We start from the raw sequence: 22,715 nt of genomic DNA, 5'->3' as shown, positions 1-22,715 counted from the left end.
GTACCGCATCGCCGGGTCACCCTCGCGACGCGCGGACACCCCATCGCGACGCTCTGCGTACGTCTGGGTCGCGCGCGAAGGCACCTCCCTCTCCTGAACGCGCACGGTCGAGACATCCGCCGACGCGGAAGCAGTCATTTTGCGCGCCACCACCCCTGTATCTGGCCGAGCGCGCTGTACCACAGCCTCGGGCGCCGACGGTTCGGTCGGCAGCGGGTTGCCACCCGTCACCCTCTCGACCAGCCCAGGCCTCGCGCTCTCAACGCCAGATGTCGCGCCGGCGGCCCCCCCGCGGCCAATGGGCAGGGACGGCTGAGCCTCGCGCGCCCTATCGCCATGGGGAGGCTGAGCGTTTTCGTCCGGTGGCAGCGAAACTATCAGATGATCAGCACCTGCCTTTCGCACCGCCACGGGATCAGGCTGACGGGAGACTTCGGCAGTCTCCACAACAGGGCCCCCGTTTCTGCCCGTGGCAGGCGACGCGTTCCTCTGCCCATCGCCAGACGCCTGCGGCAACCGCGTGATGGGCAAGCCTTCGGGTTTAAGCCCAGTCTGGCTGGAGTCGTGCAGCGAGACCTTCGGCGCGGCTGCCCCCAAAGCACCGCCCGGTCGAAGCGTCTCAAGGTTTACTCGCCCGTCCGCATTCGGCAGCGAAATAGGATCAGGCGCAGCGCCGCCCTGCCAGATGGAGGCCTTCTGCACCGTTGCCACTGCGCCCCCTCCTGGGCCCAATGACGCAGGTGGTGCCTCAGGCCGATGCCTCGGTACCTCCGGGGGTGCAGTCACTCCGGCGACCTCCGGTCTGGCCGGGGTAGGCGGCAATTTCGCGGTCCCGTCTCGTGCCGCGTGTGTCCGCGTCTCAACCGGGGTGCGCACATTCAACGCCTTAACGCTCGGCACGGTGCCTGCCCTCTCGGATGGAACCGGAAGGAGACTGTTCTGCCCGGGCACCGCCATACTTTCAGAGCCACCATTGGACAAGATTGCAGAGCGAACCGCCGGGGCAAGTGCCGAGGCCGAAGTCGCGGGCCTCTCGTCGGTCGAGGAGGCAGTACCGCGCGGCATCGGTTTGCCGCTTGTCGGGCGCTGATACGCCTCATGCAGATCTGGTGGCCGCGCAGGACGCGTCCCTGCCACAGACTTTGGGCCCAGCTTCTGAAACCGCACGCCCTCTTCCGATTGCATGTCCAAGCGGCCTGCCTTGAGCAGGTTTGCACCGGCTTCAAACGCTGTGCGCCTCTTGCCCTCTTTAGGGGCCTTGATCGGTTCCGCTTCCAGTCGCGGGCTGTACGCCTCTGTTTTCGACAAGCGATCCGGGACCGGTGGCATGGTCAGCGCAATGTCCCGAGGCCCTCTCCCTGAGGGCTGCTGCGGGCCCGTCGCACCGGAAGTTCGACGATGGTCCTCCGACGGTCCCGGCTCTTGATCCCCCGCCGTTGTCAACTGGTCGCCAGAAACCTCCAGCGTGGCGGGACGTACCTCCACTTCGCCGCCCCGAACACGCACGGTCTGCGTCGCGTCGAGCAGAGGCGCGCGTGTCGCCGCCCCAGGCGCAAACAAGCGCTCACGAAAGGAGGGCGGCAGAGACGTTTCCTCCGGACTATCGATCTGGAGGTTGGAAGGGTTTCCATCTGCGCTGCGGTTGCGCAGGCGCAAAGCCTGTGCCCCAACGACAATGGAAGCGCGCAGAGCGCGATCTGGTGCCTCACCGGACCGGGGCTCCGCTACCTGCGCCACGCGTGGCAAGGGCGCGGGCGCGGCCTCTTGGTCGGTTGCCCTCCCTCCCTGGCTGCTCGCAGGAGTTTGGGGAGAATCCGCTGTACCCGCGCGCGCCCGATCTAGAGCATCGCGCTGCGCCGCAACCGGGCCCGCAGGGTGCAGCGCGAAGTTTTCATCGCCGTTAGGGCCTGGAGTCTTCACAAGTTTTTCCACGACACCATACTCCGTCGCACGGTCTGCGACGGATTGCCAGATCGACGCGCGCGGGGTAGCGCGAGGCAACGCGGCTGGAGCCTCGGCACGCCTCCCGGAGACGGGCGCGCTTTGACGTCCCTCCGCCGCGGCGCCAGCCTTCGGGCGCACAGAAACCGCGATCGATCGTCGGCCTGTAAAGCTCTCCCCGCCCTCTCCCAGTAGCAGTTTCGACGCCGGAATGACGCCCCTCGCGGTGCTACCCTGTTCATGGGGACCGCGCAGGGCATCGGCATCAGCGAGAGACCTTGGGAGGGTCGGTGCAGCCCGGGCGGGAGAGGGCACATCAAGCGTTTCCGGCAACAGGCTGACGCGCGCCGGCGGCGTCGGTTGCGTCCCTCGTTGCGGCACGGGAGATACCAGGGAGGCCTCCGGTTCCGCGGTCTGTCTCAGATGGCGGGTCTCGTGATCAATCGTCGCGCCTGTTGCCTTGAGCTCCGTCGGCTGCACCCGTGTCTCAGCCCGCGCGGGCGGGACCTCCCGCAAACGTGCCGGGGGACGTTGCTCCGCCAGCAGACTCCGTCCGCCCATCCCGTCGTTCGGTTCCAATGGAACGCTGGGGAAGCGGCGATCAGCGATAACAAAGCTTATGGCCGTCGCTTCAATAGACGGCGCAGGCGCCTGACTTGATCCACGGCCGCCTGGCTGCATCGCCTGCTCCTCCCCCGCAGGGCCGACATCCAACGCCTTTGCGTCGCGGTTCGGAGGGAGAGACGGAAGGGCCCGTATCGTTGCTGGTGTTGCTCTGCCACTTACGTTCTGCAGGGCGGCGTCGACATCTGATCGGGGCGCTGGCGGTCTGATAGCGACGCCTTCAGGAAGACTCTCCGCTACAGCCAGCACGCCCTGTGTTCCCACAGTTCCCGCTGCCGCAGGCCTGCCAAGTGGTTCCGCGGGAGCCTCCCGGGACGGGTCAACGGGCGCATATGGCCCAAGGACTGCCGCGCCTGCGGGTTGGCCGCTGTCCATCGCTGCGCTCGCACAGGGCTCCGGCGCGGCATCCTCCGGCGCCTCCTCGGTAAACTCGTCCGACTCGGGCACCACGTCTTCTTCGACGGCCACGCCTGTATCCGATGCGGGCAGCGACTTGCCCTGCTCCGCCCGGTGATCGCGCCCGGCGTCCTGAAATACGGTCTGGAAATCCACGCTGCCGCCGTGCCCCGGCACGTCGGCAGGGGTGACTTTCGACAGCTTTGCCCCGGTCAACAGGGAGATGATGGCAGAGGTTTTCATTCGGACCTCGGGAGTTCTTCCTTCGGGCCCAACAATGCTCTCAGGTGATTACCACATCTTTACTGCTCTCGCGCCAGACTCGGAAAACTGAGTCCAATTGGAGAGACCCCATGCCAGACCCACTCCCGGCAGTCGGCCCCCTGCCGCTGCCCCCTTCGCCCGATGTCAGGCTGCGCACCGTTGCCCGCGATCTGGAGGCGGCCTTCCTCTCCGAAATGCTCGGCGCGGCGGGCCTGGGCGAGGTCCCGGGCGCTTTCGGTGGCGGTACCGGAGAGGCGCAATTCGCCTCCTTCCTGCGCGACGAGCAAGCACGTGCCCTTGCCTCCGCCGGGGGCATCGGCCTCGCGGAGGCCCTGTTCAACACATTGAAAGAAAGAGAAATCCATGGAAACTGACCGGGACGAAACCTTGATCGACGCCCTCGATGCCCTGCTGGAAGAGGAGCGGCGCACCCTGCTGTCCGGCGATCTGACGGCGATCCGCGGCCTGCTCGAACGGAAGGAGGCGCTTGTCGAACAGCTCGGCGCGCTGGAGGGTGCCGCGCAGCGCGAACTTGAAGGACTGCAGGTGAAGGCGCTGCGCAACCAGGCGCTCCTCGACGGCACGCTGAGGGGGATTCGCACCGTGGCGAACCGCATGGGCACGTTGCGCCGCATTCGGCGCACGCTTGAAACCTATGACGAGGCCGGGCGCCGGCAGGAGGTCACGACCCAGCCCGACCACCAGGTCGAGAAACGTGCCTGATCGGTCCGGGTTGAGCAGGAGTTGAGTTAAATCCCTCCGAAAGGCGCGGTGACGATTAGGGTTCTGTTAGGCTTTCGTGGCGCAATGTGCCCCCGCATCCGAAGCGGATGGCGCGGCCGGGATACAAGGACGGCTGCAATGGTCAGAACGACATTCAAACCGGTCGGCGGAGGGCAGCCTCCTCCGGACGGGCTGTGTAACCGGCGCCGAACCGCGCTGTACGACCAAGGAACATTGCATGTCCAGCATCCTCACGAACAACAGCGCCATGGTTGCGCTGCAAACGCTCAAGTCGGTCAACAAGTCGATGACCGAAACCCAGAGCCAAATCTCCACCGGCAAACGTGTCGCCGACGCCAAGGACAACTCCACGGTTTGGAAGACCTTGGCATTGGTCGAATAGGCCCGCTGGGTCTGGATCATCTCGGTCAGTTCGGCGGCCACATCGGTTGCCGATTCCTCCCGGGCAAAGGCGACGACGTCCCCGGTGGGTCCGTCACCGGCATCCCAGAGATAGAACTTCCCGCTGTCCGGAGAGGGGTAGTAGGTCTGGTAATCCAGCGCGACGAGGCCGTTGACATTGGGCAGATCCGCCAGCGGCACCTGGTAGATGGTGCGGCGCACGCCGGTGTCGAAATAGGCGTGGACGTAGCCATTGGCATCCACCTCGACCGAGGTCATGTTCCCCACCGGCGAGCCATCCTTGGTGATGGAAACCGGCGCGAAACTGTCGGAGAGCTGGGTCAGGCCATCGGATTCGCCGATCATGCCAAGGTCGATCTCGATCGGGCCGCCCGCGGCAGTCACGATTACCGTCCCGGTCGCCGGGTCGTAGGCGGTACCGGTGGTTTCTGCGACGGAGAGAAGCGTACCCCCCGAGGTCCGGCTGTCGTCGAATGTCAGCGTGTATTCCCCGACCACAGTTCCGCCCGAGGCACTGTCGGTGATCACCATGGTCCATTCGTTGGAACTGCCGGTTGCGGGGACCGTCGGGGTGAACTGAACGGTCAACGTCTCCGACTTGCCGAGGTTGTCGTAATATTCGACCAGCAGTTCCTGCATGTCGCCATCGGCGGTGGAGGCAGTCTCGGTCGCGGGAAGGTTGACGCCCAGATAGACGCTCGTCGTCGGCTCGCCGGAGAAGAGGTTCACGTTGATCTGCACAGGCTCCAGCCCGTCGGAGGTGTCGCGCGGATAGGTCGGGATCTCGCCGGAACTGTCGGCGGGCCAGCCCAGGAGCATGAGGCCAGACTCCGTCCGGAGGTAGCCATCCGCGTCCGCCCGGAAAGATCCGGTGGTCGTCAGCATCATCCGGTCGAAGGTGCCGGTATTTTCCACCTCGTAGGCTGGCGCCACGGGGATCAGGCCCCGGCCCCGCACCGCGAGATCGGTGGCGTTGTTGGTGGTGACCAGCGGCCCCCGCTCGTCGATCAGGCGCTGGGTCGTGACCCGGACACCGCCGGCGGTATAGCCCCCGTTGTTCGCCCCGATCACGAGCGAGTGGAAGTCAGCCTCGGCCCGCTTGTAGCCGTAGGTTGCCGAATTCGCGATGTTGTCTGCGATCGTGGCCAGCTTGGCCGAGTTGGTGAACAGTCCCGCCACGCCCGCGTTCATCGAGGAGGAGATCGTCATGAATACGCCTTTCTGCTGCATAGACCCTCGGTCTGCAGCCTTGCTACGCGCGGCGCATTAACATGACCCTAACAGGTAAAATCTGGCCTATTCCCTGCCCTATTCGCGCGGCCGGTCGCTGCGCAGCAGGATGATCTCCAGCCGGTTGTTGCGCACTGCCATGGGATTGCGCACCGATGGCTCGCGATCGGCATGGCCGGTGACGCGGATCACCCGGTCCCGATCCATGCCAAGCCCGGCCATCTCGTGACGCATGGCGATCGCCCGCGTCGTGGACAGGTCCCAGACGGGATTGGAGGAAAGCACCACGGGCCGCGCGCTCACATGCCCTTCGACCGCGATGCGGTTGCGGACCAAGCCGCTGACCCGGACGAGCATCGCGGCGAGGTCTTCGAGAAGCACGGTCGGATCCGCGGTGTCACCCTTGAAGAGCGGCGCGTCGCGCAGGTCGAAGAGCTCGATCACGAGGCCCTCGTCCGTCACCCGGGTGACAATGTGCTTCAGGATCTCGGGGGCGACGAGGCTCTCCCCGCCACGGCCCATCAGCGCCTCTTCGATCTCGGCGAAGGCCCGGTCGTCGACCTCCTCCCCGTCGCGCCCTTCGCGGTCGAGGCCGCTGTCCCCGCGCGCCGCGTCTTCCTCGGTCGGGCGCAGCGCGGTCGCGCCTGTCCCCTGCTTGGGATGGGTCATCTCGGAGAAGACAGATTCCCCCCCGAAGGCGCCATCGCCCCCGCCGGACACCCGGTTCAGCGGGATCGTCGGAGAGAAGTAATCCGCGATCCCCTTGCGTTGCTTTTCGGTCGTTGCATTCAGCAGCCACATCAACAGGAAGAAGGCCATCATCGCCGTCACGAAATCGGCGTAGGCGACCTTCCAGGCACCGCCATGGTGCCCGTCACCGCCCGTGATTTTCTTCTTCTTGATGATGATGGGCGCCGCCTTGTTCTGCGCGCTCATCTCCACCACCACTTATCTCACCCGGGGCGAGGTCTAGCGGGGCAGGTCTTGCAGGGGGCTTAACAAATCCAGTTTTAGCGATCCGGCCCTGCGGCGATCAGGGGCGGGACCGGTCACGGCCCCGCCCCCAAAGATCAGTTGGTGAAGTCGCTCACCGAGTTCGACACGCCGACGAGGTTACCCACGATGCCGAAGATGGTCCGGATCGAGGTGACCGGGCTTTCGGTCGCGAGCACGGTATCGCCGGGGTTCACCGAGAAGTTCCGCGCCCCGAAGAGGCCATCCGCCGTGGTCAGGTCCACGGTGTAGATGACCTGCTGCTTGGAGGGGCCGGTACCGTCGAAGCGCAGGACCGAACTGGGATATTCGCGCAGGATCAGGATGCCCTTGGGATCCGCCCGGTTGTCGTTCAGACCGCCCATCATCGACATGGCTTCCAGCGCGTTGATGCTCTGACGGTCGAAGTAGATCAGCTCCTCGACGCCGGTCGCCCCGAGCGCAGTGAAGTAGCGATCGTCCTGCTCCACGACGATCTGGTCGCCGCCGCGGACCACGATGTTCTTGGAGGCATCCTCGAACAGGGCCTTCGCCGGGATCGCGTAGGTGGCGCCGGAGCGTTGCAGCCGCACGACCGGGTTGCGCAGCGTCGTGCTGATCCCGCCGCCCTGCGACAGCGCCGACAAGATCGTGTAGTTGCGATGCGGCAGCGGGTAGGTCCCGGGCGTGCTGACACCGCTGACGAGGTCGATGGAGTTGCCCTGCCCGGCGGTGAAGGCAAGCTGGACCTGCGCATCCTGCAGCACCGGGTTCAGCTTCTCCTGAAGCGTGCGACGGGCCTCTTCCGGCGACATGCCGGAAATGCGCACCGGGCCGACGTAGGGCATGAAGATCGTGCCGTCGGAGGACACCAGCAGACCGGGCATTTCCGCCGCTTTCGAGGTCTCGCTCGTCAGCAGGGAGTTGGTCGAGTTGTCCCAGATGATCAGGTCGATCCGGTCCTGCGGGCGAATGACGCTGCTGTTCGAGCCGCCCCCGCGCGCAAGCCAGTTGTAGCCGCCCTTCCAGCCGGATTGCGGCCATTGCGCCAGAACCGGCGCACTGGCGCGGCTCACGGGCACGACCTCTACGTTTGGAAACTCAGCGTCGGCTTCCCGGGTGATCTCACGCTGAAGCGCCGCACCACGCGGGATGGAACAGGACGCAAGGCCAAGTGACAGTCCAGCCAACACAAAGACCTTCAGAATTCCTGCGGACATGCTTATTCCCTGATTCAAATCGTCTTTGGAAGCCTTTCTAGCCAATGGTGGCGATGGTAAACAATGGTCTCCGACCCATTTTGGGGGAGAGACTTGGAATTTGGGGTGAGGACGACCATGAGCGGGCAGGACTCCGGGACCCCCTCTGGGGTGATCGTGCTTGGCGCAGGCGGACGGCTGGGCCGGATCCTGCGGCGCGTCTGGTCCTCGGGGCAGGTGGCCGGGCGCGACATCACCTGGGTCTCGCGCAACCCGATCTCTTCAATTTCCACTGAGAAATCCGTGATCTGGGGCCCCGGCGCGTCGGTGGCCGAACTGCCACGGGGGGCGTCCGTTCTGGCCCTCTGGGGGGTCACCCCCGGCCCGGGGCGGGATCTGGACGCGAACGTCAGCCTCGCCCTCGATGCGCAACGCCTCGCCCGGCGGATTGGTGCCGATCGCGTCCTGCACTGCAGCAGCTCTGCGATCTATGCGCCGGACGCCCGACCGCAGGACGAAACCGCCCCTCCGGCCCCGCCGAATGCCTATGGCCGCGCCAAGCGCGAGATGGAGCAGGCCCTGCTGGCGCGCCGGGGCGCCCTGCCGGATGATCCCCGCGCCTGCGTGATGCGGCTGACGAACATCGGCGCGGCGGACAGCCTCTTCGGATCGCTCGACAGCGGCGCGCCGATGGTCATCGACCAGTTCGCCGACGGCACCGGACCGGCACGCAGCTACCTTGCCCCGCTCGACCTCGCCGCCGCGCTCCGCGTCCTGCTGACCTACCCGCTCGAGGACCTGCCCGCGCTGATCAACCTCGCGGGGCCCGCACCCGTCGCCATGGCAGACCTCGCCCGCACCGCCGGGCGCGCCTTCGACTGGCGCCCGGCCCCAGCCGGTGCCATGCCCATGGTCAACCTCGACACGACCCTACAGACCCGCCTGATCGGCCCGCTGCCGGACAGCGCCGACCCCCAAGCCCTGATCCGCCAATGGCAAGAGTTCGGAGAACCCGCCGCGTGACCTTCCTCAAGCGCCTGATGGACCTGACCTGCTGCCTGCTGATCACGGCCGTGCTCTGGCCCGTCTTCATCGTCGTTGCCCTGACCGTCCTGATCCGCGACGGCCGGCCGGTGTTCTACCTGTCCGAGCGCATGAAGACGCCCGAGACAGGGTTCCAGCTGGTCAAATTCCGGACGATGCGGGTGGTCAGCAACGACAGCGGCGTCTCCGGCGGCGACAAGGCCGACCGGATCACCCCGACGGGGCGCGTCCTGCGGCGCTACCGGCTCGACGAGATGCCACAGGTCTGGAACGTGCTGCGCGGTGACATCAGCTTCGTCGGTCCGCGACCGCCGCTGCGGCGCTACGTGGAGCAATTTCCCGCGCTCTACGCCGACGTGCTGAAAAGCCGCCCCGGCCTGACCGGGCTGGCCACCGTGGCCTTCCATGCCCGCGAGGCCGAACTGCTCGCCACCTGCCGGACAGCGGAGGAGACCGAGGCCGTCTACACCCGGCGCTGCGTGCCCGCGAAGGCCCGGCTGGACCTGATCTATGCCCGGAACCGGACGATCTGCCTCGACATCTGGCTGATGCTGACGACGGTTTTCAGGCGCCTTCCCCTCGCTCCGGGGCGCCAAAGACCGCCGAACAGGTAGATTTTAGGCGGTTCACCGCCAGTCGTCGCCGCACCGTACATACGCCACCGCCTGCGAACTTGTAAGAATCGTGCAAATGGTTATTACTTGGGCCGAAAGCGCGTAAGTTCGCTATTTTTCTATTTTTTTGAGATTCCGAACTGAAGGCTGTTTTCCTCTTCGCGCGCGATTTGATAGACGGAAAGACAGCTTCGGTCGGCGTTTGCCGACAAGGTGGGGTAGAACGATGCTATACGATCTGGTGATTGCGCTTCGCCCACGTCACAAGCGGACTTTCCTCCTCGCCCTTGATCTCTTCTGGTGCGCGGTCGCTTTCGTCTCCGCCAAGATGCTGGTCGATGCCGCGCTTGTCGAACTGGACAGCTTGCGGGACTTCTCGCTCCATCTTCTCGCCGCCCTCGCCACCTCCTGCGTTCTGATCCTTCTGGTCGGCCTCGATCAGATGAAACTGATCGCCTACGAGGTGCGCGGCGCGACGGAAACGCTGATGGTCGCCTGTGGTGCCGGTGCGGCCTGTGCGCTGGTCAACCTGCTGCCGGGCCCGAACATGCCGCTGGTGGAGATCACGATCTTCGCCATGACCTTCCTGATCCTGTCGGTCTCTGCGCGGCTCGTGCTGCTGCGGTTCATCCTGATGGTCTACCGCAAGGGCAATGCCCGCAAGCGCGTGCTGATCTACGGTGCCGGGCAGACCGGCCGCCAGCTGGCCACCGCGCTCGCCACCGATGACGCCGTCGTCCCGGTCGCCTTCGTGGATGACAACCCCCGGCTGCAAAGCCTGACCGTCTCGGGCCTGCGGGTCTATTCGCCGGTCCAGATCCGCGACATCGTCCGTGACAAGCAGATCGACCGCGTCGTGCTCGCCATGCCGTCGGTCGGGCGCTCGGTGCAGGCGCGTATCGCCCGCCGCCTCAAGGACGTCGGCTGCGAAGTCCACGCGCTGCCCTCCTTCGCGGAACTGGTCGTGAAGGGCGATGCCGTTCGCGCCTCCAAGCCCGTCGACATGGACAACCTGCTGGGCCGCAACCGGCTGGAAGAGGAACTGCCCGGCGTCTCGGACGCCTACAAGGGCCGCCGCATCCTCGTGACCGGGGCCGGCGGCTCGATCGGGTCCGAGCTGTGCCGCCAGCTTGTCACCTGCGAGCCCGAGGCCGTTGTGATGCTCGATCACAGCGAGCTGGCGCTCTACAACATCCAGCGCGAACTGGCCGAGCTCATCCCCGAGATGGAACTGGTGCCGGTCCTCGGCTCGATCTGCGAGGCCGGGCTGATCCGCGATGTGCTGGAACGGCACCGGATTGACGTGGTGCTGCACGCAGCGGCCTACAAGCACCTGCCGATGGTGCAGATGAACTGCATCGAGGGCCTGCGCAACAACATCATCGGCACCAAGATCGTGGCAGATGCCGCCGGGGCCGCCGGGGTTGAGCGTTTCATCCTCGTCTCCTCCGACAAGGCCGTGCGCCCCTCCTCGATCATGGGCTCCACCAAGCGGATGGCCGAGCAGCTGGTGCAGGACCTCGCAACGCGGTCCAAGACCACGCGCTTCTCGATGGTGCGCTTCGGCAACGTCATGGGCTCTTCCGGCTCGGTGATCCCGCTCTTCGAAGAGCAGATCGCCCGCGGCGGCCCGCTGACCGTGACCCACCGCGCCGTGACCCGCTACTTCATGACCGTCTCCGAGGCCGTGCGCCTCGTGCTGCTGGCGGGCTCCTTTGCCCGTGGCGGGGATGTCTTCGTGCTCGACATGGGGGAACCGGTGCCGATCCATCAGGTCGCGCGCCAGATGATCGAAGGCTCCGGTCACACCGTGAAGGACGAACGCAACCCCCACGGCGACATCGAGATCCAGATCACCGGCCTGCGTCCCGGCGAGAAGCTGCACGAGGAACTGCTGATCGGGTCCGACATGCTGACGACGCCGCACCCCAAGATCATGCGCGCGCAGGAAGAGCACCTGTCCGAGCTTGAAATGGCCTCGGCCATGGCCGAGCTGCGCAAGGCGATCGACACCCGCGACGGCGAGGCCGGAGAGGCCGTGCTGCGCAAGTGGGTCGAGAAATATTCCAAGGACCGCGCCGTCATCAATACGTGACGCCCCGCTCGCCCGTGAGCCGGGCCAGCCGCCGCATCGCCTCGACCCCCAGCACAGGACCGACCCCCAGCAGCGCCAGCGTCGCCGGCCAGCCAAGTGCGGAGGCCACCAGCGGCGCGCCCTGCACCGTGAAGGTGGTCAGCAGGAAGCCGAGCGCGGTCTGGAAGGTCATCAGGCTGCCCGCGCGATCCGGTGGCGCAGCATCCGCCACGAGCGCCGAGAAGAGCGCGGAATCGGGGATCACCAGCGCCCCCCAGATCAGCACGCTGACCACCGTCACCCAGGGCGCTCCGCCAAAGCCCGCCGCCGTGACGAAGGCCGCCGAGGCGCTGCCCGCGAGGCAGACACCCGCGACCCGCGCCTTGCCCCAGCGATCCGCCATGGCCCCCGCCGGGATGCACAGCACCCCGCCAAGCGCGATGGCCGCGAAGGACAGCAGCCGCGCGGCAGCCGGCGCGCCCTCGCCCAGATGCGGCGCGAAGGACACCGAGAGCGCCACGGCGAGCCAGGCCCAGAGGCCGTAGAGCTCCCACATGTGGCAGAGGTATCCGGCATAGGCGAGGCGCAGGCGCGGGCGCTGCCAGACAAGGCGCAGCGCCGATGGGTCGAACCTCGGCGCCGTGGCGTGATGGGGGCCAAGCCGCGTGAAGAGGATCAGGAAAGCCGCCAGCAGCGCGAGCAGGCTGGCCGCCATGACGGTGAAGCGCCACTCCGCCCCGCCCGCAAGCGCAAGCGCATGGGGCGCGGCAGAGCCCAGCGTCAGGGCGCAGACGAGGATACCCACCAGCAGGCCGCGCCGCCTCTGGCTCCACCCCACGGCGATCTTCATGCCCACCGGATAGACCCCGGCCAGCGCCACGCCGGTCAGCCCCCGCAGGGCCACCTGCGTGGCCCCGCCCACCGGCGTGATCAGCAGGCCCGCATTGGCCAGAGCCCCGAGGCAGGCCGCCACCGCCATCACCCGGCGGGGATCGTATCTGTCGGGCGTCCCGTGGATCGCGAAGCCGAGGGCGCCCAGGACGAAGCCAAGCTGCACCGCGCTCGAAAGTGCCGCCGCGCGGCCGGGCGTCAGGGATGCCTCCGCCTGCATCTCGGGCAGGATCGCCGCCGAGACGAACCACAGGCTCATCGCCGCCATTTCCGCGCAGACCAGCAAGGCCAGGCTGCGGATCGCACCCGGTGCCATGACATTCCTCCCCTGTCAGGTGACGCAGAGCCTAGCGCGGAACGTGGAATTTTTCGCAGGTCTTCTCGCCGCACCCTCGCGCGGATGCACGGACGCTATCGGGAGACCCCATCAGGCGGGCGGCACGACTCGGGCGCCAGAGTGGCGGCCCGTCGCGGGCTCAAGCCCCGAGGTGCCGTTCGCCGCGCTTGCGGGCCAGCTCGATCTGCTTCTGCCGCTCACGGAACCGCATCTTGTCCTCTTCCGAGGTCTCGTCGATGCAGTGGTGGCAGGACACGCCGTGCTCATACGCGGGCCGGGTCCGGTCCTCGGGCAGGATCGGGCGGCGGCAGGCATGGCAAAGCTCATGCGGCCCCTCGGCCAGCCCATGCCCGACCGAGACGCGCCCGTCGAAGACGAAGCATTCGCCCTGCCACAAGCTCTCCTCGGCCGGGACCTCTTCGAGGTATTTCAGGATGCCGCCCTTGAGGTGATAGACCTCCTCGACGCCCTGCCCGATCAGCCAGTTGGTGCTCTTCTCGCAGCGGATGCCGCCGGTGCAGAACATCGCCACGCGCTTGTTGTGGAAGCGCTCCTTGTTGGCCTCCCACCACGCGGGAAACTCGCGGAAACTGGCCGTCTCGGGATCGACCGCGCCCTCGAAGGTGCCGATGGCAACCTCGTAGTCGTTGCGGGTGTCGATCACGGCCACGTCCGGAGCGCTGATCAGCGCGTTCCAGTCGGCGGGATCGACGTAGTGACCGACACGGGCCTTCGGATCGACGTCCGGCTGGCCCATCGTCACGATCTCTTTCTTCAGCCGCACCTTCATCCGGCCAAAGGGCTGCTCCGCCGCGGTGCTTTCCTTCCACTCGAGGTCGGCACAGCCCGGCAGGGCGCGCACATGCGCCAGCACCGCGTCGATGCCTGCACGCGGCCCCGCGATGGTGCCGTTGATCCCCTCTTCCGCCAGCAGCAGCGTGCCGGTGACCCCCTGCACGAGGCAAAGGTCCTTCAGCGGGCCCTGCACGGCGGCGGGGTCCGGGAAACGGGTGAAATGGTAGAGCGCGGCGATGGTGTACATGGGGCCCAGATACGACTGCGGCGCGCCCCCGGCAAGGGGACGCGCCGCGACATCTTGGACGATCAGGCCCGTGGAGGCCAGTGTCTCCGGCGGCCCCCGCAGGGGCCGGATCGGTGCCGGATCAGGCCGCCTTGGCGACGGCGCTGGACGCCAGCAGGCCCTGCAGCTTGCCGGTGATGAACGCGCGGGTGTCCGCGTCGGTCAGCTTGCCGCCTTCGACCTTGCCGAAGGAGCCGCCGATGGCGACTTCGTAGCCGCCCATCACGTGGGCACCGACGAGGGCCAGCGGCGCGCGCAGATCGTGGTTCGCCATCAGGCCGCCGGTGGCACCCGGCGAGTGGCTGATGATCTCGATGGGCTTGCCGGCCAGCGGTGCGGCCTCTTCCTTCGACAGCCAGTCGATGACGTTCTTCAGCGCAGCCGAGGTGCCGCGGTTGTATTCCGGCGTGATGAGCACGACGGCATCCGCTGCAACGACCTTCGCGGTCAGGGCGGCGATCACCTCGGGCGAGCCGTTGGCCTTGAGGTCCTCGTTCAGCATCGGGATGTCGTTCAGGGTAACGACTTCGACTTCGGTGCCCGCGGGGGCGAGTTCACCGAGGGTGTTGGCAATCTGGGTGCAAACGGCTGCGCTGCGGAGCGAACCGCTGATGGCGACGATCTTGGTCATGATGGAATCTCCTTTTGTCCGGATACTACGCCTGCTGCGCCGCGGCGAATACGGGCCGGAGTGCAGGGATACCCGTGCGATACTGCACAGAACGCAGGGATTTCCTGCCGATCCCTGCATCATCTGCATGGCTTTTGAGCAGCCGCCGCCGCGCCGCCCGTTGACCCGTGCCGTCAGCCTTGCCACGGTGCCCCGACCTATTCATCGGCCCGCATGGCCGAGCCCAGAAGGAGAGCGCCATGACCCGGGCCCTGATCGTCATCGACATCCAGAACGACTTCTGCCCCGGCGGCGCGCTTGCAGTGGCAGGCGGGGACGAGATCGTGCCCGACGTGAACCAGCTGATGACGGAATTCGATGCGGTGATCCTGACGCAGGACTGGCACCCGGCGGGCCATTCCTCCTTCGCCTCGCAGCATGACGGCGCCGCGCCGCTCTCGATGATCGAGATGCCCTACGGCCCGCAGGTGCTCTGGCCCGATCACTGTATCCAGGGCTCGCCCGGCGCGAACTTCCACCCGGACCTGACCGTGGACCGGGCCGACCTGATCATTCGCAAGGGCTACAACCCGGCGATCGACAGCTATTCCGCCTTCTTCGAGAATGATCACAGCACCCCCACCGGGCTGGAGGGCTACCTGAAGACCCGTGGCATCACCGATCTGACCATGGTCGGGCTGGCCACGGATTTCTGCGTGAACTTCTCGGCCGTGGATGCGGCGCGGCTCGGCTTTGCGGTCACGGTGCGCACCGATCTCTGCCGGGGCATCAACCTTGGCGGCTCCCTCGCCGCGGCGCTCTCCGGCATGGCTGAGGCGGGCGTCACCGTCGCGTAACGTCCGCCCCGGTTCGGGTCCCCGTCCCTGATCTTGGGACCCGAGTTTGCCCTCTAGCTCAGCCCCCCGACCTCAGGCCCCCAGCGGCGGGCCGGTGAACGTCAGGTGATGCGCAGCCCCGATCTCGACGATCTTTTCCATGTCGTCGGGGATCGCGTACTGCCCCTTCGCCATCTCCACGAAGAACCCTTCGAACCCCGCTGGCGTCAGGACGAGCATGTGGCGGCTCGGCCCCTCCAACACCCGGAACGTGTGTTCCGTCCCGCGCGGGATGAAGATCGTCTCGCCCGGGCCGCGGGTGAAGGTCTCGCCGGCCATCCAGAATTCGCAGACCCCGGTCAGCATGATGAAGACCTCGTCCTCCGCCGCGTGGATGTGCCGGGGCGGCCCGCTGCCCTCGGGGCTGGTGCTGTCCACGATGGACATCGCACCATTGCTCGCCGCCGCATCAAGGATCGTGTGATAGCTCGTCCCGAGCCATGTCACAGTGTCGCTCATCTTGGGTCTCCTCCCTGTTTCTCGGTCCCCCGGATCGGGGACAGACAGGATGCCCCAGCGTCAGCCGCGGGCAAAGACTTTCCTGCGGCCTTCTGGACAACCCCTTCGCGCCTTGCTCTAACGATCCGAACGTCAGGAGTGAGGACCATGGTCGATATCGCAACCCGTGTCTGGAACCACCGCTGGAAGATCGACCCGATCGTCCGGTCGTTGATCGACACGGATTTCTACAAGTTGCTGATGTGCCAGTCGGTGTTCCGCAACAAGCGGGACACGCAGGTGACCTTCTCGCTGATCAACCGCTCCAAGTCGGTGCCGCTGGCCAAGATGATCGACGAGGGCGAGCTGCGCGAACAGCTCGACCACGTGCGCTCTCTCTCGCTGTCGCGCGGGGAAAGCACATGGCTGCGGGGCAACATGTTCTACGGCAAGCGCCAGATGTTCCGCCCCGACTTCATGGAATGGTTCGAGAACCTGCGCCTGCCGCCCTACACGCTGGAACGCCGCGGCGACCAGTACGAGCTGACCTTCGAAGGCTCCTGGCCCGAGGTGATGCTGTGGGAGATCCCCGCCCTCGCCATCCTGATGGAGCTGCGCGGCCGCGCCGTGCTGAACTCCATGGGACGGTTCGAGCTGGAGATCCTCTATGCCCGCGCCATGACCAAGATCTGGGAGAAGATCACCCGGCTGCGCGATCTCGACGGGCTGAAGATCGCGGATTTCGGCACAAGGCGGCGGCATTCCTTCCTCTGGCAGGACTGGTGCGTGCAGGCGATGATCGAGGGCCTTGGCAATCGCTTCACCGGCACGTCGAACTGCCTGATCGCCATGCGCCGCGATCTGGAGGCCGTGGGCACCAACGCCCACGAACTGCCGATGGTCTATTCCGCCCTCGCCCCCGATGATGCCGCCCTCCGCCGTGCCCCCTACGACGTTCTGGCCGACTGGCACGAGGAGCATTCCGGCAACCTGCGCATGATCCTGCCCGACACCTACGGCACCAAGGGCTTCCTCGAAGGCGCGCCGGACTGGCTTGCCGGCTGGACGGGGATTCGCATCGACAGCGGCGATCCCGCCGAGGGCGCCGAGACGGCGATCAACTGGTGGATTTCGCGCGGCGAGGACCCGACCGAAAAGCTGGTGATCTTCTCCGACGGGCTCGACGTGGAAAAGATCGAACAGCTGCACGCGCAGTTCTCGGGCCGGGTGAAGGTCTCCTTCGGCTGGGGCACGCTGCTGACGAACGATTTCCGCGGGCTGGCGGCGGGCGATGCGCTCGCGCCCTTCTCGTTGGTTTGCAAGGCGATTTCCGCCAACGGAAATCCCACGGTGAAACTGTCGGACAACCCCGAGAAGGCCATGGGCCCGGCCGACGAGATCGCGCGCTACAAGCGGGTCTTCGGCGTCGGAGAGCAGGAGCGGCGTGCGGTCATCGTCTGAACCACACGCTTCCGTCGGGGCATGCGGCAATACGAAGAAAATGTGAAGCACCCCCCTTGCGCACCCCGGTCACAGCCGTTAGATGACCCTCACCGACGGGGCGACACGCTCCGGAAGACATTGGCGCGGGATGGAGCAGCCCGGTAGCTCGTCAGGCTCATAACCTGAAGGTCGTAGGTTCAAATCCTACTCCCGCAACCAATTTAGCCAAGTCAGCTTAGATCAGTCAGAACAGATCAGAGTGATCCCCACCGGGGGTTGACTCGCCCGCCCGGGCCTGCTGCGCATTCGCCTGAAAGACCACATCGTTCAGCCTCGACAGGCCCTTCTGCGTTCTGCGCCACTCCGGCAGCGCTGTCGGGTGTCGAATCCTGTCGCAGCGCACTCGCATCGGACAGGCGCAACGCCAACCCCCTCGGGCCAGCGTCGCGCCCCCTGCCCGTTAGGCGCGGGTGCGCACCATGCGGGCCCAGTTCTGCAGGATGCTGAACGCCTCCTCCGCCATATGTTGCGCCGCGGGCATCTGCCGCTCCGCGACGGCATGGCCGCATTCATGGGTCAGCCGCGCCACGTCGATGGGAAACCGCGCCGCCTCCGGCAGACCGCCAAGCGCCGCGCCCGCCTGCCCCTTGTCGGCGGCATAGTAGAGCGCCGTGATCCCGGCGATATTCATTGCGGCCACGCAAAGCGCGCAGGGCTCGCAGGACGAATAGAGCGTACATCCCCGCAGATCGACGGTCTCCAAGTTCCGGCAGGCGTCGCGGATCGCCTCGGTTTCGCCGTGGGATGTGGGATCGTGATTCATCAGCGAACGGTTGATCCCCTCGCCCACGATCTTTCCGTCCCGCACGATCACGGCGCCGAAAGGCTCCGTCCCCGGCTGGTCGAGGGCCTGCCGCGAGATCTCGATGGCGCGGCGCATGAAGGCGGGATCATACATCGCCATGGCCCTCCTCTTCGGCGGCGAAACAGGCCACGCGGCGGTCGTGGACGGCCGCGCGCCTCTGCGGGCGTTCCTGCCGGCAGCGGTCGAAGGCAATCGGGCAGCGCGGGTGGAAACTGCACCCGGCTGGCGGCGACACCGGTGACGGCACCTCTCCGGCCATCGGGGCGCGATCCCGCTGGGGCGCTTCGAGGTCCGGGATCGTCTCCAGCAGAAGCCGGGTGTAGGGGTGCAGCGGGTTGGCGAAGAGATCCTTGGTCCGCTGGATCTCGACGATCCGGCCGAGGTACATCACCGCGATCACGTCGGCCATGTGGCGCACCACACTCAGGTCGTGGCTGATGAAGAGATAGGTCAGCCCCATTTCCTTCTGCAGCCGCTTCATGAGGTTCAGCACCTGCGCCTGCACCGACACGTCCAGCGCCGAGGTCGGCTCGTCACAGACGAGGAACTCGGGCTCACCGGCGAGGGCGCGGGCAATGGAGATCCGCTGCCGCTGCCCGCCAGAGAACTCGTGCGGGAATTTCAGGCCATCCGCCGGGGACAGGCCGACCGTGCGCAGCAACTCGTCCACCCGGGCCGAGACCTCGGCCCCATCCATACCGGGGCGCAGGGTGCGCAGGGGTTCCGCGATGATGCGTCCGACCCGCCACCGGGGGTTCAGGCTGGCGAAGGGATCCTGAAAGATCATCTGCAGGCGGTCGCGGTCCCCGTGGAAGCGGATCGCCCCGCCGGAGGGCGGATGCAGCCCGGTGACCAGCTTGGCGATCGTGCTCTTGCCGCAACCGGATTCGCCCACCAGCGCGAGGGTCTGACCGCGCTGGATCACGAAGTCGACGCCATCCACGGCACGCAGGGTGCGGCGCGGCTTGCGTTCGATGAGGCGGTTGAGCCAGGGCGCGGAGACATCGAAGCGGCGTTCCAGCCCGTCGACCTCCAGGATGGCGTTGGATCGGATCGTCATGCCACGGCTCCTTCCGTTGCAAGCCAGCAGGCGGCGCCGGTCGCGCCCGTCCCGGCGAGGCGCGGCACCTCGCGGCGGCAGCGCGGCCCGGCGTGGGCACAGCGCGGGTTGAACGCGCATCCCGGCGGGATCGCGTCCAGCCGGGGCATGGCGCCGGGGATCATGCGCAGCTCCTCGACCTCGCTGCGCAGCGAGGGGATCGAGCCCATCAGCCCGTCGGTGTAGGGATGGCGCGGACGGCGCACCACGTCCTCCACCGGGCCAACCTCGGCCAGCCGCCCGGCGTACATCACGGCGACCCGGTCTGCGGTTTCCGCGATCACGCCCATGTCGTGGGTCACCAGCATCACCGCCGTGCCGCGCTCGCGGCAGAGCCGTTTCAGCAGCGCCGTGATCTGGGCCTGAATCGAGACGTCGAGCGCGGTGGTCGGCTCGTCCGCGACGATCAGCTCCGGCTCGGCGCAGAGCGCAAGCGCGATGACGATCCGCTGGCGCATCCCGCCCGAGAACTGGTGCGGGTAGTTGTCGATCCGTTCTTCCACCGCCGGGATGCCGACCTCCCGCATCAGCTCGATCGCCCGCGCCCGTGCCTGCGTCTTGTCGAGCGCGGTGTGCAGGCGGATCGTCTCGACCAGCTGGTCGCCGACGCGGAACAGCGGGTTGAGCGAGGTCAGCGGATCCTGGAAGATCGCGCCGATCCTCCGGCCCCGGACCTGCTGCATCTCGCGGTCGTTCAGCCCGTCGATCCTGTCACCGGAGAGGTGGATCGAGCCGGAGGCGATCCGGCCCGGCGGCTCCAGCAGGCCGAGGATCGCCATGCCGGTCATGGATTTGCCCGCACCGGATTCCCCGACCATGCCGAGGATCTCGCCGCGCCGGATCTGCAGCGAGATGTCGTCCACGGCGGTCAGGACGCCCTTGCGGGTGGGAAACTCGACGCGCAGGTTGCGCACGTCCAGGACGATGTCGGTCATGGGGCGATCCTCTCGTAACTGGGGGTGAAAATCTCCGTCACCGGCGGGTGGCCCGCGGTGCGGTCGGGATACTTGGCGATCAGACGGTCGAACTGGGCCTGAGCGCGGGCGGCGTCTGCCCCGGCATTGACCCCGGGGATCACGCCATCGGCCATCACGCGCCGCCCGTCGATCCAGACATCGCGCACGTCACGGCCCGCGGCGCCGGTCATCAGCGTCTGCACCGGGTCCGGCGTCTGCAGCGCGTGGCGCAGGTCGATCACCGCAATGTCCGCCTTGGCCCCCGGCGCCAGCCGCCCGAGGTCCGCACGGCCAAGCGCCCGCGCCCCGCCGAGGGTGGCGGCGTCGAACATGTCCTCTGACCGCAGGGCGAGAGGCCCGTCCGCCACCCGCGCCATCATCATGCCGATCTGCATGTTCAGGATCATGTCCGCCGGATGGGTGTCCGTCCCCAGCCCGATGTTGATGCCCATGGCTCGGCAGCTGGCAAAGCTTCGCAGCATCCCCCCGTGGCGGGCCGAGACGAGCGGGCAATGCACCAGCGTTGCGCCATGTTCGGCCATCAGCTCGAAATCCCGCGCCGTGGCATTGGTGCCGTGCGGCAGCAGCCAGTTCGCCCCAAGCGCCCCGATCCGGTCGAGCCAGTCAATCGGCGTGGTGCCGTGCTGTTCGCGAACCAGCCGCGTCTCGGTCGGGGACTGGCAGGAATGCTGGCGCACCGGGGCGCCCATCTCGGCGGCGATGGCGTGGGTGCGGCGCAGCAGCGTTTCGGTGCAGGTCTCGATCCGGTCTGGCGCGAACATGGCGCGGATACGCCCGCCCGCGATGCCGTCGATGCTGCGCGCGAAGGCAGCCGCCTCCTCCAGCCCGACCAGTCCGCGCGCTTCGTCATAGACCGCGCGGATCGTGCCCGCCTCATCCGTGACCTGCCCGCCGGTGCGGTAGGCGGGGCCAAGGTAGACCCGCAGGCCAAGGTCCTCGGCCGCGGCGGCGGCGGCCTCGAACTCGGCAACCGTCTCGCCCCATTCCCGGTAGAAGAGCGAGGCGATCGGCAGCGCCGTAGTGATCCCATTGCGGATCAGCTGGGCGAAGGCGTGGCGCTTCTGGAACGCCAGTTCCTCCGCATCGTACATCTCGTAGGGGCCCCGCGCGATGTAGCTCTCGGGCCAGACCCGGCCCTTCTGCCACGCGGGGCCGTTGTCGTAGCCAAGGATCGTCGTGTCGAGGTCGGAGAGCGCGTCGAGGTCGATGAACCCTGGCGCGATCACCGCCTCGCCGTAATCGATCCGCTCTGCCACCTCCCCGTCGAAGGCCTGCCCGACGTGCAGCAGGCTGTCCCCCTCGATCACCACCACGCCGTTTTCGTACACCACATGGGTGCCCGCCACATGGCCGATGACCCAACGGGCCGAGAGGAGGCGGCGCGCGCTCATGGGGCCGTCACGACGGCGGTGCCGTCCTGCGCGGTGATCTTGCCGCCCTTCAGCACCAGCTTGCGGGGCGCGCGGATCACCACGGCCTCGGCCAGCGTCTCGCCCTCGACCAGCACGCAGTCCGCGCGACAGCCGATGTCGAGGCCATAGCCCTCGGTCTCCATGATGGCGGCCCCACCGGAGGTGCAGACCTCCAGCGCCAGTTCCACGCCGTCGTCCCGGCGCAGGTTGTTCTTCATCCCGATCAGCATGGCGCGTTCCAGCATGTCGGCGCGGCCATAGGGGCCCCATGTGTCGCGGATGCCGTCACAGCCGCCGCCGGTCAGGATGCCGCGCTGCTTCAATTCGAGGATGCGGGGCACATCGGCGGAGGTGGAGCCGGTGGTGATGATGTGGATCCGGTTTTCCACGAGCGCATCATAGAGCGCGGCCACCACCGCGCGATCCGGCTGGCCGAGGCAGAAGGCATGGCTGATCGTCACCTTGCCCTGCATCCCGTGGGCCTTGGTGCGGGCGATGATCTCCTCCATCGAGAAGGTGCCCAAAGCGCCAGGTTCGTGCAGGTGGATGTCGATCGGCTTGCCGTGTTTCTCGGCCAGGGCAAAGACGGCATCCAGATGGCCCTTGGGGTCACGCTCGATCCCGCAGGGGTCGATCCCGCCCACCACGTCGGCGCCAAGGGCCAGCGCCTCGTCCATCAGCTCCACAGTGCCGGGGCGCGGCATCATCGAGGACTGCGGGAAGGCCACGATCTCGATATCGACCAGCCCGGCCAGCTTCTCGCGGGTTTCCATCACGCCTTCGATGCCGGCGAGCCCGTGATGGGTGTCCACGTCCACGTGGCTGCGGATCTGGGTTGTGCCGGTGGCGATCAGCTCGATCGCGTGGCGCTCCGACTGGACCTGCGGATGCAGCCCGAGGGATACTTTCACCGCGCGCTCGTTGTCGATCTTGTCGATCAGGCGCGGTCCCACCTCGTTGCAGTACCACGGCAGGCCGATCAGCGACTTGTCGAGATGCGTATGCGCCTCCACCAGACCGGGGATCAGGATGCGTCCGCCGCAGTCGATCACCTCTGCGCCCTCGGGGGCGGCGGCGGCGAAACGGCCCTCCACGATGTGCAGGTCGGTCGCGGGGCCGGCCATCGGGCGGACGTTCTTGAGGGTCTTGGAAGTCATCAAAG

The 22,715-nt window shown here is 67.1% G+C and carries 19 protein-coding genes, 1 tRNA gene and 1 pseudogene; 9 read left to right on the top strand and 12 right to left on the bottom strand.

Annotated features, from left to right (window positions below):
* Nucleotides 1–3,314: 3,314 nt before the first annotated feature.
* From LCM32_RS08475 to LCM32_RS22105, 3 genes are all read left to right on the top strand, one after another.
* On the top strand, nt 3,315–3,599 hold the full coding sequence (locus tag LCM32_RS08475; RefSeq protein ID WP_224820620.1) for a rod-binding protein: 285 nt from the start codon (nt 3,315–3,317) through the stop codon (nt 3,597–3,599).
* The gene (locus LCM32_RS08470) at nt 3,589–3,948 is read left to right on the top strand and encodes a flagellar export chaperone FlgN (protein WP_224820619.1); all 360 of its coding nucleotides are present in this window, start codon (nt 3,589–3,591) and stop codon (nt 3,946–3,948) included. Before LCM32_RS08475 ends, LCM32_RS08470 begins: the two co-directional genes overlap by 11 nt.
* Nucleotides 3,949–4,186: 238 nt before the next feature.
* The gene (locus LCM32_RS22105; protein ID WP_224820926.1) at nt 4,187–4,351 is read left to right on the top strand and encodes a hypothetical protein; all 165 of its coding nucleotides are present in this window, start codon (nt 4,187–4,189) and stop codon (nt 4,349–4,351) included.
* Here the strand turns inward: LCM32_RS22105 and LCM32_RS08460 are convergent.
* From LCM32_RS08460 to LCM32_RS08450, 3 genes and pseudogenes are all read right to left on the bottom strand, one after another.
* Nucleotides 4,288–5,601 (bottom strand): annotated as a pseudogene (locus LCM32_RS08460) (flagellar hook protein FlgE); the annotation flags it as partial. The gene LCM32_RS22105 and the pseudogene LCM32_RS08460 sit on opposite strands and share 64 nt — an antisense overlap.
* A 78-nt stretch (nt 5,602–5,679) precedes the next feature.
* On the bottom strand, nt 5,680–6,537 hold the full coding sequence (locus tag LCM32_RS08455) for a flagellar motor protein MotB (RefSeq protein ID WP_224820618.1): 858 nt from the start codon (nt 6,535–6,537) through the stop codon (nt 5,680–5,682).
* A 134-nt stretch (nt 6,538–6,671) separates the two neighbouring features.
* Entirely contained in the window at nt 6,672–7,793 is a 1,122-nt protein-coding gene (locus LCM32_RS08450) for a polysaccharide biosynthesis/export family protein (protein ID WP_224820617.1), read from the bottom strand.
* Nucleotides 7,794–7,910: 117 nt separating this feature from the next.
* Here LCM32_RS08450 and LCM32_RS08445 point away from each other — a divergent pair, with 117 nt between their 5' ends.
* The 3 genes from LCM32_RS08445 (at nt 7,911) to LCM32_RS08435 (ending at nt 11,525) form a co-directional block, all read left to right on the top strand.
* The gene (locus tag LCM32_RS08445) at nt 7,911–8,795 is read left to right on the top strand and encodes an NAD-dependent epimerase/dehydratase family protein (RefSeq protein ID WP_224820616.1); all 885 of its coding nucleotides are present in this window, start codon (nt 7,911–7,913) and stop codon (nt 8,793–8,795) included.
* Nucleotides 8,792–9,430: a sugar transferase gene (locus tag LCM32_RS08440; RefSeq protein WP_224820615.1), complete on the top strand. Its 639-nt coding sequence runs from the start codon at nt 8,792–8,794 to the stop codon at nt 9,428–9,430. Before LCM32_RS08445 ends, LCM32_RS08440 begins: the two co-directional genes overlap by 4 nt.
* A 226-nt stretch (nt 9,431–9,656) precedes the next feature.
* The gene (locus tag LCM32_RS08435; RefSeq protein ID WP_224820614.1) at nt 9,657–11,525 is read left to right on the top strand and encodes a polysaccharide biosynthesis protein; all 1,869 of its coding nucleotides are present in this window, start codon (nt 9,657–9,659) and stop codon (nt 11,523–11,525) included.
* Here the strand turns inward: LCM32_RS08435 and LCM32_RS08430 are convergent.
* From LCM32_RS08430 to LCM32_RS08420, 3 genes are all read right to left on the bottom strand, one after another.
* Nucleotides 11,515–12,711 (bottom strand): MFS transporter, encoded by a 1,197-nt coding sequence (locus tag LCM32_RS08430; protein WP_224820613.1) that lies wholly within the window; start codon nt 12,709–12,711, stop codon nt 11,515–11,517. The two genes, LCM32_RS08435 and LCM32_RS08430, sit on opposite strands and share 11 nt — an antisense overlap.
* 160 nt (nt 12,712–12,871) lie before the next feature.
* The gene (locus LCM32_RS08425) at nt 12,872–13,774 is read right to left on the bottom strand and encodes a rhodanese-related sulfurtransferase (RefSeq protein WP_224820612.1); all 903 of its coding nucleotides are present in this window, start codon (nt 13,772–13,774) and stop codon (nt 12,872–12,874) included.
* 121 nt (nt 13,775–13,895) lie between these two features.
* Nucleotides 13,896–14,444 carry an NADPH-dependent FMN reductase gene (locus LCM32_RS08420; RefSeq protein ID WP_224820611.1) on the bottom strand — a complete coding sequence of 183 codons (549 nt, stop codon included), beginning with the start codon at nt 14,442–14,444 and terminating at the stop codon, nt 13,896–13,898.
* Between the two features lie 239 nt (nt 14,445–14,683).
* On the opposite strand from LCM32_RS08420, the gene pncA reads away from it, so the two are divergent.
* Nucleotides 14,684–15,280 (top strand): bifunctional nicotinamidase/pyrazinamidase, encoded by a 597-nt coding sequence (pncA, locus tag LCM32_RS08415; protein ID WP_224820610.1) that lies wholly within the window; start codon nt 14,684–14,686, stop codon nt 15,278–15,280.
* A gap of 72 nt (nt 15,281–15,352) precedes the next feature.
* Here the strand turns inward: pncA and LCM32_RS08410 are convergent, their stop codons facing one another.
* Nucleotides 15,353–15,778: a cupin domain-containing protein gene (locus tag LCM32_RS08410; RefSeq protein WP_224820609.1), complete on the bottom strand. Its 426-nt coding sequence runs from the start codon at nt 15,776–15,778 to the stop codon at nt 15,353–15,355.
* 147 nt (nt 15,779–15,925) lie between these two features.
* On the opposite strand from LCM32_RS08410, the gene pncB reads away from it, so the two are divergent.
* Together pncB and LCM32_RS08400 are read left to right on the top strand one after the other, a co-directional pair.
* Entirely contained in the window at nt 15,926–17,218 is a 1,293-nt protein-coding gene (gene pncB, locus LCM32_RS08405; protein ID WP_224820608.1) for a nicotinate phosphoribosyltransferase, read from the top strand.
* Between the two features lie 124 nt (nt 17,219–17,342).
* Nucleotides 17,343–17,419: transfer RNA gene (locus LCM32_RS08400), tRNA-Met, on the top strand.
* 241 nt (nt 17,420–17,660) lie between these two features.
* On the opposite strand, the gene LCM32_RS08395 is transcribed toward LCM32_RS08400, so the two are convergent.
* From LCM32_RS08395 to LCM32_RS08375, 5 genes are read right to left on the bottom strand one after another with little or no spacing between them, the layout of a single operon-like run.
* On the bottom strand, nt 17,661–18,164 hold the full coding sequence (locus tag LCM32_RS08395) for a nucleoside deaminase (RefSeq protein WP_224820607.1): 504 nt from the start codon (nt 18,162–18,164) through the stop codon (nt 17,661–17,663).
* Entirely contained in the window at nt 18,151–19,125 is a 975-nt protein-coding gene (locus tag LCM32_RS08390; protein WP_224820606.1) for an ABC transporter ATP-binding protein, read from the bottom strand. The genes LCM32_RS08395 and LCM32_RS08390 overlap by 14 nt, the downstream gene beginning before the upstream one ends.
* Nucleotides 19,122–20,099 (bottom strand): ABC transporter ATP-binding protein, encoded by a 978-nt coding sequence (locus tag LCM32_RS08385; protein ID WP_224820605.1) that lies wholly within the window; start codon nt 20,097–20,099, stop codon nt 19,122–19,124. The genes LCM32_RS08390 and LCM32_RS08385 overlap by 4 nt, the downstream gene beginning before the upstream one ends.
* Nucleotides 20,096–21,532, bottom strand: a complete 1,437-nt coding sequence (locus tag LCM32_RS08380; protein ID WP_224820604.1) for a chlorohydrolase family protein — start codon at nt 21,530–21,532, stop codon at nt 20,096–20,098. Before LCM32_RS08380 ends, LCM32_RS08385 begins: the two co-directional genes overlap by 4 nt.
* Nucleotides 21,529–22,710, bottom strand: coding sequence for an amidohydrolase family protein (locus LCM32_RS08375; protein WP_224820603.1), 1,182 nt, complete (start codon nt 22,708–22,710; stop codon nt 21,529–21,531). The genes LCM32_RS08380 and LCM32_RS08375 overlap by 4 nt, the downstream gene beginning before the upstream one ends.
* Nucleotides 22,711–22,715 lie beyond the last annotated feature (5 nt).

Origin of the sequence: Pseudooceanicola nanhaiensis (assembly GCF_020171315.1) — a bacterium.
Classification (GTDB): domain Bacteria; phylum Pseudomonadota; class Alphaproteobacteria; order Rhodobacterales; family Rhodobacteraceae; genus Pseudooceanicola; species Pseudooceanicola nanhaiensis_A.
The sequence above is the reverse complement of the archived record's forward strand: the minus strand, read 5'-3'. Positions and strand labels throughout refer to the sequence as shown.

Excerpts from the sequence above, each read along its gene's own strand:
- LCM32_RS08390 (WP_224820606.1), bottom strand. The coding sequence starts at position 19,125 with ATGACGATCCGATCCAACGCCATCCTGGAGGTCGACGGGCTGGAACGC.
- LCM32_RS08395 (WP_224820607.1), bottom strand. The coding sequence starts at position 18,164 with ATGGCGATGTATGATCCCGCCTTCATGCGCCGCGCCATCGAGATCTCG.
- LCM32_RS08445 (WP_224820616.1), top strand. The coding sequence starts at position 7,911 with ATGAGCGGGCAGGACTCCGGGACCCCCTCTGGGGTGATCGTGCTTGGC.
- LCM32_RS08420 (WP_224820611.1), bottom strand. The coding sequence starts at position 14,444 with ATGACCAAGATCGTCGCCATCAGCGGTTCGCTCCGCAGCGCAGCCGTT.
- LCM32_RS08380 (WP_224820604.1), bottom strand. The coding sequence starts at position 21,532 with ATGAGCGCGCGCCGCCTCCTCTCGGCCCGTTGGGTCATCGGCCATGTG.
- pncB (WP_224820608.1), top strand. The coding sequence starts at position 15,926 with ATGGTCGATATCGCAACCCGTGTCTGGAACCACCGCTGGAAGATCGAC.
- LCM32_RS08425 (WP_224820612.1), bottom strand. The coding sequence starts at position 13,774 with ATGTACACCATCGCCGCGCTCTACCATTTCACCCGTTTCCCGGACCCC.
- LCM32_RS08375 (WP_224820603.1), bottom strand. The coding sequence starts at position 22,710 with ATGACTTCCAAGACCCTCAAGAACGTCCGCCCGATGGCCGGCCCCGCG.
- LCM32_RS08385 (WP_224820605.1), bottom strand. The coding sequence starts at position 20,099 with ATGACCGACATCGTCCTGGACGTGCGCAACCTGCGCGTCGAGTTTCCC.
- LCM32_RS08470 (WP_224820619.1), top strand. The coding sequence starts at position 3,589 with ATGGAAACTGACCGGGACGAAACCTTGATCGACGCCCTCGATGCCCTG.
- pncA (WP_224820610.1), top strand. The coding sequence starts at position 14,684 with ATGACCCGGGCCCTGATCGTCATCGACATCCAGAACGACTTCTGCCCC.
- LCM32_RS08475 (WP_224820620.1), top strand. The coding sequence starts at position 3,315 with ATGCCAGACCCACTCCCGGCAGTCGGCCCCCTGCCGCTGCCCCCTTCG.
- LCM32_RS08455 (WP_224820618.1), bottom strand. The coding sequence starts at position 6,537 with ATGAGCGCGCAGAACAAGGCGGCGCCCATCATCATCAAGAAGAAGAAA.
- LCM32_RS08410 (WP_224820609.1), bottom strand. The coding sequence starts at position 15,778 with ATGAGCGACACTGTGACATGGCTCGGGACGAGCTATCACACGATCCTT.
- LCM32_RS22105 (WP_224820926.1), top strand. The coding sequence starts at position 4,187 with ATGTCCAGCATCCTCACGAACAACAGCGCCATGGTTGCGCTGCAAACG.
- LCM32_RS08430 (WP_224820613.1), bottom strand. The coding sequence starts at position 12,711 with ATGGCACCGGGTGCGATCCGCAGCCTGGCCTTGCTGGTCTGCGCGGAA.
- LCM32_RS08435 (WP_224820614.1), top strand. The coding sequence starts at position 9,657 with ATGCTATACGATCTGGTGATTGCGCTTCGCCCACGTCACAAGCGGACT.
- LCM32_RS08450 (WP_224820617.1), bottom strand. The coding sequence starts at position 7,793 with ATGTCCGCAGGAATTCTGAAGGTCTTTGTGTTGGCTGGACTGTCACTT.